Here is a 13,212-nt window from a genome sequence, read left to right on the forward strand (position 1 = left end):
CTCATTTATATTCAACAATGCCGATTTGACGGCCAAAGAGTTTTTTGCGTTTGTAATCGAGCATTCCGATGAGCGCCGGAAATTTCGACAGGGTCAGAAACTGCGCCGCGAGCGTCGCATGGTCCGGCGCCGCGCCTCTCGCAATCAGGCCGCGACGGGTTTTCCATAGCGAGACCGGGTAAAGAAGAAGCAAAGCCAGGCTGAGCCCATAGGTGAACGGCACCGCCAGCAGGGCCGCGGCTGGTATAATGAGTCCCCAGATCCATGCGCGGCGGCGCTCTGCGGCGAAATAGCCGGGATGGAGCTCCCCGACCTGCGCGAAGGCGTACCCTGCGCGCTTCATGCGCCGCCACCACTGCCCGAAATGATGAATGTCGGCGTCGTGAAAACACATATCGCGCCCGAGCCGCACGATTTTCACCCCCGTGCCGCGCAGCCGGATGCAGAAATCGTCATCCTCCGCCGCGATCACCAACGGATTGAACCCGCCGGCGGCGCGAAACCCATCCGCCCTCACCATGAAGATGCCGCCGCAGGCGTCGATCTCGCCTGTGGGCCCGTTCCATTCAATGTCGCAAAGGCGGTTGTATTTTGTCGCATCGGGATGAAGCTCGCGGCAGCGTCCGGTCACCGCGCCAAGCGCCGGGGCGGCGGCAAGCGCCTCAGCCGCGTCTCCCGCAAAGCCCTGCGCCAGTTCGCAGTCGCCATCGATGAACATCACATAATCCGTATCCGGCCATTCGCGCATCAGCGCATCGAAACCGGCGTTGCGCGCCCGGGCCGCGGTGAAGGGCTGATCCGTCGAAAGCTCGACCACGACGGCGCCCTCTCCTTTTGCAAAAGCCACGCTATCGTCAGCAGAGCCGGAATCCACATAGACGATGCGCGCGCCTTCTTTCTTCAGGGAAAGGAGGCAGCGTTTGAAGCGATCGCCCTCGTTACGTCCGATGGCGACGAACCCGATGGAAGGCGCGCCGGTCATTCGCCTCCCTCGTTCTGTTCATTTGATCCGCCGCGCGTCGGCGTCCATGTCTTGGCGCTTTCGCGGCCGCGTGCGCCGAACACTGAAAGCTTGGAAGCCAGAAATTCAATGACGCCGCGGAGCGCCGATGGCGGCAGCGCGTCCCGTCCGAAGCGGAACCAGGCGGCGACAATGGCGCCGCCAGCGAAGATGAGCGCCCATAAAGCAAGCTCGAAGGCGCCGGAAACGCCTGTCAACATCCATGCGATCAGGCAAAGACCGGCGACGCCCAAGAGCAGCGCGACAAAAACCGTCAGCGGCGGGATCATCAGATCAATGGCGGCGCCGATTTGCGTAAAACGCCCTTTCGCCACGCCCTCGACAAGGGCGGTGGCGCTCGCACGCGGACCATATGCGAGCGAGCCGATGGACCAGCGCGCCGACTGCCGCGTCAGCGCAGCGTCGTCGGTGGGAAACTCGCTCGTCACCAATGCGTCCGGAACGAAAAGCGGCGCGGCGCCTTTCCGGATGAGCGTCATGGTCAGCGCCAGATCCTCGACGATTTCGCCGGAGGCGAGATCGAGCCCCGCAAGCGCGCGCCATGGCGCAGCGAACCCGGCGCCGGTAAAGCGCGTCACGTCGAAAAGCCGGGCGAGGCCCCGCATGCGCGCATTGTTGATGAAGGCCCAGGCGAATTCCGCCACCTGAAGGCGCGGCCCCGACCCTTCCGGCGCCTTCATCAAATACAGCGCCTGCGCCGGGCGGCCGTCGCGCGCCGCCGCGCCTGCAACCCTCTGCAATGCGCCCGGCGTGAAGACGCAGTCGGCGTCCGTGAAGACAACAATCTCCGGCGGCGCAGCGCGCAAATGATCGAGCGCGAATTGCAGCGCATAGCCCTTGCCGCGGCGCGCGAGGTCGTTGCGTTCGATGACGTCCGCGCCATGGGCGCGCGCAACCTCCGCCGTCCGGTCGCTGCAATTGTCGGCGACCACCAGCATCCTGTCATTCGCGCGCAGTTGCGCGCGGATATTCTCAAGCGTCGGCGCAATGGAGGCCGCTTCATTATGCGCCGGAACCACCACCGTCACTGGCCCCGCTTCGATTGTCTCGCCGGACGTCTCATCGCCTCCGACCATCGCCGCGGCGACTTCAAGCGCAAGGAAAAGCGCCAAGGCGAAACCGCCAAGCGCCAGCGCATAAAGGATGACGAGAAAAAGAAAGCTCATGGCGCGATGGACCCTATGGGCGGAATGCGACCGTCAGAACGCGCTTCACGCCCGTGACGGCCGGTCGCCGCCGAACCAGAACCGGAAAACGCCGAGCGCTTCGGCAAAACGGCCGAACACCGCGCCGAACCCCTCGCCCCAGGAAGCGGGACGGAAGAGCCCGCGACGAAGAATGCTCGCGAAAATCTTCAACCCGTACAGCATAGCGCCGAGCGCGAGGATGCCGGCGGCGGCGAACGGCGCCGGCGTCAGCGGGGCGAACATCGCGGCGGCGACGCCCCCGAGCACAGCGGCGGCGACAATCGCGAACGGAACGACAAATCCCCACACGACGGCGCGCACGGTTTCACCGACGCCGTGACGTTCCGGCGGGCCGCCATGAAGCGACATGGCGTAGGCGTTGTCGAAACCGCGCAAGACGCTTCGTTTCCACCAGCCGATCTTACGCGGCTCGCGCATCATCATATCGCTCTCAAGCCGCCAGACATGGGCTCCGCGGCGGCGCTGGCGAATGCACAGATCGTCGTCTTCGCAGGAGAGCAAGTCGCCGCGAAAACCGCCCGCCGCTTCGAACGCTTCCGCCCGCATGAAGGCGCCCTGCGCGGCGACGGAAACGATCTCGCCCGGGGTTTCGTATTTGCGCTGCTCGGCGACCGTCGGAAAAGAAAGTTCACGGCCATTTCGGCGGCGCGTGCGGCCTTCGATCACCGCGACTTCGGGACGACGCTCCATGAATTTTTCAGCATTCGCGAACCAGTCGGGATCGAGCGCGCATGAAGCGTCCATGAACTGCACATAACGCACATCCGGCATGATCTTTTTCAGCTGGCGATAGCCTGCATTCTTGGCGCGGCCCGCCGTTTGCGGGCCCTTGCCCACTTCGGCGATTTCAGCGCCGGCCTTGCGCGCGGCGGCGACGGCGTCGTTCATGGGCGCCAGCGGCGCAAAAACGACGGCGCAATCATCGGGCGCAGAGCGGATCGCCGCCTCCGGCGAGACCCGCGGATCCGATCCAATCACCACGACGCCAATCCGCGCCTTTTGCGCTGCGGCCGCCGGCGCTAATTGCGGCGAGGATAGCGAAGCGGGTTCAGGCTCGGCTTTCGGCGCGGCTTGCGGGGCCGGGCGTTCGGCAAGCTTCACAGACGTTTCTTCCAGCGGCGCCGCCGCGCGCGTCGTCACTTCAGCGCGCATGTCGGCCAGCGTTTTTACGGGTATCTCCGGCGGATAATCTTCTTCCTGTTCATCACGGTCGTCCGCCGTTTCTTCGGACCCCGACAGGCCGGACACATAGCCGGAATGACGAGCGCTGTTCTGAAACGCTTCGGGCCCTTCATCTTCGTCGTCATCGGAAGCCGCGATCGGCGGCGCGCTCGGCTCCTGCGAGGCGATCCCGAAAACGCCATAGGCTTTCTTGTCGCGAATGACGTTGCGGATGATTTCAACGCCGACCACAAGATCTTCGGCGGAGAACGCATAGACCAGCGCCGTGTCGGCGATGACGTTGATGACGCGCGGCACGCCGCGGGATTGCTCTGCAATGAGATCGATGGCGCGTTCGGTGAAAATGCGGCGGCGGCAGCCGGCGATCGAGAGGCGCGTTTCGATATAGGAATGGACTTCCTCCCGGCTCAGCGGCGTCAGGTGAAAATCCGAGCCGACCCGCTGGGTGAGCTGCACCAGTTCCGGCCGGTTCAACACGTCCTTCAATTGCGGCTGGCCCACCAGGATAAGCTGCAACAGCTGATCCTTTCCGGCGTTGATGTTGGACAAAAGCCGCAGCTCTTCCAGCATATCCGTCGACAGGTTTTGCGCCTCGTCGATGATGAGAACAATGCGGCGGCCTTGCGCATATTCGCTAATAAAGAACTGCTGAAGCTGCGAGAACCGCGCCACATGTCCGCCGCCCTCGAAAGGCTGGCCGAACGCCATTAGAAGCCAGCTTAAAAGATCGCCGCGCCCTTCCTGCACATTCGACAACAGCGCGACCGTATGCGTGTCCGAAAGCTGATCGAGCAGCCGGTGGATCAGCGTGGTCTTGCCGCAACCGACTTCGCCGGTGATGACGGAAATCCCCGCATGATTGAGAACGCCGTATTCCAGCATCGCATAGGCGAGCCGGTGGGTCCGTCCCCAGTACAGGAAAGACGGATCCGGCTGGATGGAAAACGGCTTTTCTGCAAGGCCGAAAAACTGTTCGTACATTACGTCGATGCTTTCACTGCGTCCGCCAGATGGTTTTGCAGCCTTGCGACAGGGTTCTTATAATTGCGAGAGAAGCGCGTCGACTTCGTCGGCGAAAGCGAAGCCGTCGCCGCCGAGGCTCAGCGCCTTTTCCAGGTTTTCCCGCGCGGCTCCCGCGTCGCCGTTTGCAAGTTGCGCCGCTCCGAGATGGTACCGCATCTCGGCGTTCTCCTCCGCGCCTTCAACCGCCTGCGACAGATATTCGATCGCCTTGTCATAGTCGCCGGCGCGATAATAAGCCCAGCCGACGGTGTCGCGGTAATAAGGGTTCTCGACGCTTTCGAGCGTCTTTGCGACCTCGAGCGCCCGCGCAACGCTCGCCGCGTCCTGGCGCATGTCGCTCGACAGGCTGACATAATTATTGGCGATGATGCGGTCATTGGGCCGCCTCTCGATGAGATCGCTGTAGAGCGCCAGCGCCCCTTCGCGATCGCCTGCATTGAGCAGCACGTCAGCCTTGAACACTTTGAGCGCGTCACTGTCCGGCGCGGCGCGAAGGCCGCGTTCGATCAGTTCGTTGGCGGCATCGCGGCGGCCCTCGGCGAGATAATGGCGATAAAGGAAATCATAAGCCGGCGCGCGATCGGGGTGGGTCTCCGTCGCTTTCACCAAGGCGCTTTCATATTTATCCTTATCGCCCTCGGCGAGGTAAATCCGCGCCAGGAGAAGTTGGGCGCCGTAATTTTCCGGATCAGCCTCGAGCATGCGGTTCAGGAGCTCTTCGGCTTCGCCGCTGCGCTCTTCGCGGATATAGGCGTCGACGAGCGCGGTGAGCGGCGCGCCGCTCAACGGCGCATCTTCATTTTGCGCCGAGAGCGTGTCGATCACGCTGCCATAGTCCTGAAGCCCCACATAAGCTGCGGACTTGATGGTCGATGCGAGCGCGTTGTCGCGATCCGCACGCTCGAGCATGGCGCCGACTTCTTCCGCGCCGCGCCAGTCCTGCTTTGCAAGCCGGATCGAGGCCAGAAGCCGGAGGTTGTCAACATCGCCCGGATGCACCGCAAGCGAATCCTTGAGCACTTCCTCCGCCCGGTCCTGATTCTTCCGGCGCAGGAGGAAACGCGCGAACTGCTGCGCGACATCTGCGTCTTTCTTGCTGGTCTCGAACGCCTTGGCGAGTTCAGCCTGCGCGAAGCTGAAATTGTCCTGGCGCTCGAACGCCGCCGCCATCAGGATCATAGCCCGATAGGTTTCCGGATTGTTATCGAGAACGGCGCGAAGATTGTTGATCGCCTGATCGTATTCTTCCGCTTCGACCTGAAACGCAGCACGGCGCAGCAGCGCCTCGGTGTTGTACTGATCGGCTGCGAGAATTTCATCGACCAGCGCGGCGGCCTCATCCTTCTTGCCTTCCGTAAACAGGATCGTCGTGATCTTGTTTTTCGCCTTCATGGAAACGTCGAGATCGTCGCTCGCGGCCAGCTTGTCGAGAATGGCGCGCGCTTTCTCATCCTGATCCAGCTCTGTGTAAAAATCCGCCAGCGCGAATTGCAGATCCTTGTTGTCCGGCTCTGCGTCAGCATAAGCGCGCAGCTTTTCTTCCGCGGCGCCGGCGCCTTCGCTGGCGTTAATGGCGCGAATGACATCCATCTTCGCATTGAGATTGGCCGGCTCAAGGGCGACGATGCCCTCAAGCTGTTCGCGGGCGCCGGCGAAATCGCCTTCGGTGATGAGTTCGTTGGCGTATACGCGGCGATAGGCGGACTGCTCGGGGAAAAGCTCGATCAGCTCCGCATAGGCGTCGCGCGCTTCTTCGGCGCGCCCCAGCGTTTTGAGCGCGTGAATGCGCAGCAATTGCAGCATGGCGACTTGCGGATTGATCTCCAGCGCGCGGTTCAGCTCGGCGAGGGCCTTTTCCCAGTCGCCGCCCGACGCATAATCCGTCACCCGCACCGTCACCGCTTCCGGATTGGCCGGGTCAACCGCGATCACTTCGTCTGCGAGCGCAATCGCGCCAGTGCTGTCGCCGATCTTCAGGAGGACGCCGGCCTTGAGGCTTTTCGCGCCGACATTGTCAGGCTCAAGCGCGAGCGCCTTCTCGGCCTCTTCAAGCGCCGTCGTTTCGTCGCTGCCGATGAGATACAACTTGCCGAGCTTCACATGCGCTTCGACGAGATTGGGATTGAGGCGAACAGCGCGCTGCAAGAGGCCGAACATCGCCTGGAAGTCCTGACGCTGCTCCGCAATTTCAGCGAGGCCCAACAGAGACGGCACATGCTCTTCATTGATCTTGAGCGCGTTCTGATACTGGATATAGGCCTTGTTGAGATCACCCTTTTCAAGGAATTCGGCCGCGTCGGAGGAATAGCGCTCGACTTTTTGCTCCGGCGACGCGCAGGCGGCAGCGAGCGCCAGCGCCGATACGGCGAGGAGCTGTGAAAGTCTGGAGCGCATTTTCCGGCCCGATTGCAGTTTATTCTTTGTTGTCGCCGTCATCATCTCACCCTTCTTATTCAGCATTTGGGTTTGCCACTGTTGGAACTTGGTTACAACGCCTGTCCTAAAGCGCCGCCTGGCGCATGCCGGGCGCTTCGTCATTGGCGCGCTCGCCTGCGGCCGCGCGGGCGTAATTCATTCTGTTCGCCCGGAAAAGCGATTCGAGGCGGCGGTTCGCGCCAGCCAGAGAAATCGTAGCGCTGGAGCGCGCGAGATGCTTCTCAAGCATCAGAACCTGACCCAGAAAGGCGCAATCCGCGGTTTCTACGCCCGAGAGATCAAGCCGGACCGGCCGCCCGCGGGCGGCGGCGGCGCGGAACGCCTCGCGCACCGGCTTCAACGCGCCGGACCCAAGCTGGCCTGAAAGCCGGATAAGGGTTTCGGAAGGCGTCAGAACGGTCTCAGCCTCAGCTGCGCCCGGCGCTGCCCGCGTCCTGCCCGCCTGAGGGAGAAGGCCCCGGAGCGCGAGGCCCGCCAGCGCGGCGCCGTCATCGAAATAGCGCCGCCATAAAGACGGCTCTTCCTTGATGCGCCACAGCCATTCGAGACCGGAGCGCCGCATCCATTCGGGCGCGCGGGCGACCCCGCCTGCGGTGAAGTCGACGACCGCGCCGAGATGAGCCGTCACCGGAGCCGTCAGCCGGTCCTTATTGCGCTCGATCCAGGCCTGGCCCTTGGCGGCGCCCAGCGCCACCATCACGAAATCCGCCTCGGTTGCATTGATCTTGGCGATCACCTCGTCGGAACTCATGCTTTCCACATCGCCGAAGCCGGGATTATGCCAGCCCACCGCTTCGACGCCGCCCTTTTCGCGATTGATCGCTTCGAATGCGGCCTCAGCGGCGCCGGGGCGTCCGCCGAAGAAAAAGACTTTGAGACGGCGGCCGGCAAAGGCCGGACGGCGGCGGAGCGCTTCGAAGAGATCGGAGCCCGCAACCCGCGAGGGAACCGGCACGCCGAGCATTTTCGCCATGGCGACCAGCGGCGCTCCGTCCGCAAGGCTGAGATCGGCGTTCAGAATATCGCGGCGCGCGCCTTCGTCTTTCATGGCGCGCACCAGGAAGTTCACATTCGGCGTAACGAAGGAGAGCTGGCGGCGGGTTCTGACCGCGTCGTCGATCGCGGCGACCGCGCGGGTGATGTCGACGGCGTCGACGGCGAGACCCATGAGACACCAGACATCGCGATCAAAGTCGTCCCGGCGCAGCGGCGCGACAGCGCCGGCGGGCTCGGGAAGTCCCGCGGTCTGGTTCAAAAGAGGATCACTCATGCTCATTTAAATTCGTATCTTCAGTTAACGCGTTAACGGCGTTTCAGTTCGAAACTGGGGCGCCGTAAACCAAGCCACGCTCAAGCGCGTAACGGTCTGTCAGCAAACCGCAGGCCAAATTCACCCCTTGCGTGTCTTTAAGAGTTTTTTTACCCCACAATACCGTGAAAATCATGGGTTTCCGGCGCAGCTTCCCGTCGGCGCCATCCGCCTGTTATATTGTAAGGAATTGTTACGCTTAATGTTTTTTGGATATATCAAGCTTAACAGGCGCGGGAAAACGTTAAGTCGCGCCGCCAACTATCCCGGAACGGGCCTTTACTTTGCGGACCGGCGCCGCAAATGATCCCGGCGCCGTTCTTGCTCACCTCAGCCGCAAAGCCGCGCCCAGAACGCGACGCCCATGATTAAGAGGCCGCCAGAGAGGCGCTCCTCGCAGAATTAGGAAACATCCGCCCGCCATGTCCGACACCAGCACCGCGCAGCCATCCTCCACAGGCGCAAGCTTTTCGCTTCCCCCGCTTTACCTGGCTGGCGCCCTCTCGGTCGCTACCGTGTTCGCCTTTTTCAACGGCATCGAGAACCTGTTCATGCGCTGGGGCGAGCAGCAGGAATTAAGTCACGGCTATTTCCTGCCGGTGATCGCAGGCTGGATCATCTGGGCGCGCCGCGACGCGCTGAAAGGCAGCCTCGGAAAGCCTGTGGCGCTGGGCCTCGCCGGCGTCGCTGTTTCTGCAATCGTCCTCATTCTGTCTGAGCTCACCGTCACCTCGCTGATGATCTTTCAGCATCTGGCGATGATCCTTCTCTTCTCATCGCTGGCGCTGGCGCTTGGCGGATGGAAGATTTTCTGGCTGACGCTGCTGCCGATCGGCTTCCTCTTGTTCATGGTGCCTCCGCCCTATTGGTTCATCACGATCCTGTCGCAGAATTTCCAGCTCTGGTCGTCACAGCTCGGCGTCTTTATGATCGAGCTTCTCGACATTCCCGTTTACCTTTCCGGCAACATTATCGATCTGGGCGACTATAAGCTTCAGGTCGCGGAGGCTTGTTCCGGGCTGCGTTATCTCTTTCCCTTTCTGAGCCTCGGATTCCTCGCCGCTTATTTCTTTCAAGCGCCTCTATGGCAGCGCGCCGTCGTCTTTCTGTCGACGATCCCAATCACCATCGTGATGAATTCTTTCCGGATCGCGGTGACTGGCCTCCTGGTTCAGCAATTCGGCCCCGAACAAGCTGAAGGCTTTATTCACATGTTCGAAGGCTGGGTGGTGTTCCTCCTCTGCCTTGCCTTGCTTTTCGGCATCATCGTCCTCCTCGCACGGCTTTCCGGCCGCAAATCCGCAAGGGACCTTCTGGGCATGCCGGATATCGAAGCGCAGCCTTCCGAGACTGCCTGGAGCGAGGATCGGTTCACCATTCATGCGCTGATCGCGCTCGTCATTCTCGTCGCCGCCGGTTCTTATGTGCATTTCGGGACGTCGAACATTCTGCGGGTGCCGGACCGGTCAGACCTTTCCGGTCTTCCCTATGAACTCGACGGTTGGAGAAGCGATGTTCAGGAAGTCGACGCCGACACCCTTAACGTACTGGGCGCCGACGACTTCCTCATCACCAATCTGCAAAATCCCGAAGGCGAGGCCTTCAACCTTTATATCGCCTATCTCAACATGCAGCGTCACGGCCATAGCTGGCACTCGCCGCGCCAGTGCATTCCCGGCGGCGGCTGGCAGATCGCCGAGCACGACTACGCCACGGCAACGCTCGAGAACGGCGAGACCTTCCGCTACAACCGGATCATTATCGAAAACCGCGGCGTGCGGCAGCTCGTTTACTACTGGTACGACCAGCGCGGGCGCAAAGTCGCCAACGAATTCGTCATGAAGTCGCTTTTGATCCTCGATGCGGTGAAGCTGCGCCGCACGGACGGCGCGATGATCCGGATCATGACGCCCATCGGCCGGGAAGAACTCGTCGGCGATGCTGAGGAGCGCCTGAACGGGTTCATGCGCACGCTCGACCCCATGCTGGACCCCTATATCCCTACCGCAGAGGCTCCGGCGACCCGGGAATTCGATCCGAACGACTAAAGCGGCGGTTTTGCCCGAATAATCCCGCCCTTTGCGCTGATTTCCTGCAAGGGGCGGTTTTTTTTCGGTTTTTCTTTTTTTTGCGCTTGCTAAACTCCGCTTCAGAAAGTCCACCTACGCTTCCGTGCGGGCGCGATCCGGCTTTCCGGCGAAACCGGGCAAGCGGCAGCCGTGTTGGAACCCCGCCCCAATGCGGCCGAGCGCCTTGAAAACGGCGCAATATTTGCAAATTAGGCGGGAACGGGGACGGGACGCGGCCCTCCCGGAAAAGAGCAGGACTCCCCTTATGGGCGAAGAATTTTCGTTAGAAGACATCTTAATCATTCTGAAACGCAGGTTTCTGGCCTTCGTCCTGCCGGTGATCGTGCTGGCGCCTATCGGTATTATCGCAGTGATGCTCCTGCCCGCGAAATACACCGCTCAAGGAACGATCCTGGTCGAATCCCAGCAAATCCCGACTGAATATGTGCGGTCCACGATTAACTCTTATGCGCAGGAGCGCATCTCGACGATCCGCCAGCGCGTCATGACCCGCAACCGGCTGCTCGAGGTCGCAGACGAATACGATCTCTTCCCACGGTCGCTTGGCCTATCCGAAAGCGAGCGCGTCAACCTGATGCGCAACCGGCTTCGCGTCGACCTCATCACCACTTCAGCCCAGGCCCGCAGCGCCGGCCGCGACAACACCGTCGCCTTCACCATTTCCTACACCGATCGTGACCCGAACAAGGCCTATCTCGTCGCCAACAAGTTCATCACCCTCTTCCTCGACGAAGACGTGCGCACGCGCACCGCCGGCGCGTCGAATACGACGGAGTTTTTCGAGCGGGAAGCAACGCGCCTCCGCGAGGCGGTGGCGAAGATGGAAGAGCGCGTCTCTGAGTATAAAGCCAACAACGCCGACGCGCTTCCCGAACATCTCAATATGCACCTCAACATGCTGGAGCGCGTCCGGAACACGCTCAGCAATGCCGAAGCCTCGATCACGCAGCTTGAAGAGGAGCGCCGTTTTCTTGAAACCCAGCTCATCAGCGGCACCAGCGGCGATTCGAGCCTTTCTAATGAGCTTGCAAGGCTCGAAGCGGAGCTTGCGCGCCTGCGCGCCACCTATCGCGACAATTATCCGGAAGTGATCGCCAAGCGGGAAGAGATCGCGTCGATCAAAGCCCGTATGGCGCCGAGCGAAGAGATCAGCCGCCTGCGCAACGAGCTCAGCAAGGCCGAAGACGAACTGACCGTGCTTGAGCGCGCCGAAACGCCCGACGAAGAAGCGATAGCGGCGGCGACGGCGAATATCGAAGTAGCGCGCAACGCCCTTTCCGACCGCATCGCCGAAGAGACGCGCAAGGGCACGCAGGATATCGCCGGCGTTCAGATCGAAGGCCGGATCGCTGTCATTGAAAACCGCATCCGCATGCTGACGAAACAGGCGGAAGCTGCCGCTGCGCAGATTGCGGATCTGGAGCAGCGGGTCGCCCGCACGCCGGAAGTGGAGCGCGGCATCGCCGCCCTCACCCGCGATTACGAGAACATGTTCCAGGAATACCAGGAAGTTCTCGCGAAACGCGGGGACGCCCAGCTTGCGGAAAACCTCGAAGAAAATCAGCAGGCGGAGAAATTTTCCATACTCGAGCCGGCGCTTCGGCCCGACAAACCCTCCAGTCCTGACCGTCCGAAACTCTTGGTGATGGCGATCTTCGGCGCGCTTGGCCTCGGCAGCCTTTTCGCCGGCGGTCTTGAACTGCTGCAGGCGCGCGTCCGCGGCCGCAACCACTTAACATCGGTGATGGCCGCCCAGCCGATCGCGGTGATCCCCTATATCTACAGCGAGAACGACAAACGCGGGCCTTTCCCGGCGTTCCGGCCGCCATCCCTCGGTCGCGGCAAACGAAAGGGCAGGAAAAAAGGCGCAGCCGCGCCTGACATCGCCCCAGAGCCGGCGCTGTGAACCCGTTGAAGAGAATTACAAGGTAAGGCGATCCCATGGACCGAATTCGCAATGCAGTCACAAGAGCGCGGCAGACGCGCGAAGGCGCGAGGCCCGAAGCCGCCGCCGCGCCGGCCGCCGCCATGCGGGCGCCTGCTCCGGCGTATGCCCCTGTCGCGGCCTCGCAAAGCGGCGATGCGTTGAACCTGCCTTCCGTGCAATGCAATTTCGACAATTTCGCCCGTAACCGGATCATCGCCAACGAACAGGACCCGGTCCTCAACGCCTATCGCGTGCTGCGAACCCGCGCGCTTCAGAAAATGGACGCGGAGGGATGGAAAACCATCGCCGTCGTCTCGCCCGGCTCGGGGGCTGGCAAAACCGTCACCGCCATCAATCTCGCCATCGCCATCAGCTCCAAGCCCGGCTCCCGCGCGACGCTTGTGGATCTCGATTTCTACCGGCCGAGCGTCGCCCGCTATCTCGGCATCACGGACGCGCCATCCTCTCTCGATTTCTTCGAGGGCAAATGCGCGGCCCACGATGTGGCCGTGCGCCCGGGCCTTTCCGATGTCGTGCTGATCGCCAATGAACGTGTGACCCGCCGCGGCGCGGAGCATCTCACCTCTTCCAAAGTTGACGAACTCATGGATATGGCGATCCATGATTTTGGCTCCCGCGTGGTGATTTTCGACATGTCCCCCCTGCTCGGTTGCGACGACACCATCGCCTTTCTACCCAAGGTTGACTGCGTTCTTCTTGTGGCGGCCAGCGGCGACACCAGGGTCGAGGATCTGAAGGAAGCCAAGCGCATCCTCGGCAAATCCAACATGCTCGGCTCAGTCCTCAACAAGGCCCCGGCCGCTTTCATGCCCAATCAGTATTACTGACCCAACTGCCGGCAGGGCCGGCCCTCCGCGCGGGCGGGAAAAAACACTTCCCTGCCGCGCACCGCGCTTGAAGCGGAGCCGTAAACTAACCAGTATAGTGAACCGTGAAGGATTTATTCATCGAATAGGTCTTTAACTCCCTGTTATCCATCTTCGCCAAGAGCCGGC

The 13,212-nt window shown here is 61.8% G+C and carries 8 protein-coding genes; 3 read left to right on the plus strand and 5 right to left on the minus strand.

Annotated elements, in window-relative coordinates:
* Window position 1 precedes the first annotated feature (1 nt).
* The 5 genes from ACQY5P_RS06635 to ACQY5P_RS06655 all read right to left on the minus strand — a co-directional run bounded on the left by ACQY5P_RS06635 (window position 2) and on the right by ACQY5P_RS06655 (window position 8,140).
* Complete coding sequence (locus tag ACQY5P_RS06635; RefSeq protein ID WP_428409947.1) at window positions 2-982, minus strand: glycosyltransferase; 981 nt, start codon at window positions 980-982, stop codon at window positions 2-4.
* Window positions 979-2,187, minus strand: a complete 1,209-nt coding sequence (locus ACQY5P_RS06640) for a glycosyltransferase family 2 protein (RefSeq protein ID WP_428409948.1) — start codon at window positions 2,185-2,187, stop codon at window positions 979-981. Before ACQY5P_RS06640 ends, ACQY5P_RS06635 begins: the two co-directional genes overlap by 4 nt.
* 45 nt (window positions 2,188-2,232) lie before the next feature.
* Window positions 2,233-4,392, minus strand: a complete 2,160-nt coding sequence (locus ACQY5P_RS06645; protein ID WP_428409949.1) for an AAA family ATPase — start codon at window positions 4,390-4,392, stop codon at window positions 2,233-2,235.
* A 57-nt stretch (window positions 4,393-4,449) separates the two neighbouring features.
* Window positions 4,450-6,873 (minus strand): tetratricopeptide repeat protein, encoded by a 2,424-nt coding sequence (locus ACQY5P_RS06650; protein WP_428409950.1) that lies wholly within the window; start codon window positions 6,871-6,873, stop codon window positions 4,450-4,452.
* Between the two features lie 61 nt (window positions 6,874-6,934).
* Window positions 6,935-8,140, minus strand: coding sequence for a WecB/TagA/CpsF family glycosyltransferase (locus ACQY5P_RS06655; RefSeq protein WP_428409951.1), 1,206 nt, complete (start codon window positions 8,138-8,140; stop codon window positions 6,935-6,937).
* A gap of 461 nt (window positions 8,141-8,601) precedes the next feature.
* On the opposite strand from ACQY5P_RS06655, the gene xrtD reads away from it, so the two are divergent.
* The 3 genes from xrtD to ACQY5P_RS06670 all read left to right on the plus strand — a co-directional run bounded on the left by xrtD (window position 8,602) and on the right by ACQY5P_RS06670 (window position 13,044).
* Window positions 8,602-10,227 carry a VPLPA-CTERM-specific exosortase XrtD gene (xrtD, locus tag ACQY5P_RS06660; RefSeq protein WP_428409952.1) on the plus strand — a complete coding sequence of 542 codons (1,626 nt, stop codon included), beginning with the start codon at window positions 8,602-8,604 and terminating at the stop codon, window positions 10,225-10,227.
* Window positions 10,228-10,513: 286 nt separating this feature from the next.
* Window positions 10,514-12,175, plus strand: coding sequence for a GumC family protein (locus ACQY5P_RS06665; RefSeq protein WP_428409953.1), 1,662 nt, complete (start codon window positions 10,514-10,516; stop codon window positions 12,173-12,175).
* 35 nt (window positions 12,176-12,210) lie between these two features.
* Window positions 12,211-13,044, plus strand: coding sequence for a CpsD/CapB family tyrosine-protein kinase (locus ACQY5P_RS06670; protein WP_428409954.1), 834 nt, complete (start codon window positions 12,211-12,213; stop codon window positions 13,042-13,044).
* Window positions 13,045-13,212 lie beyond the last annotated feature (168 nt).

Origin of the sequence: Hyphococcus sp., from assembly GCF_965267305.1 — a bacterium.
Taxonomy (GTDB): Bacteria; Pseudomonadota; Alphaproteobacteria; order Caulobacterales; family Parvularculaceae; genus Hyphococcus.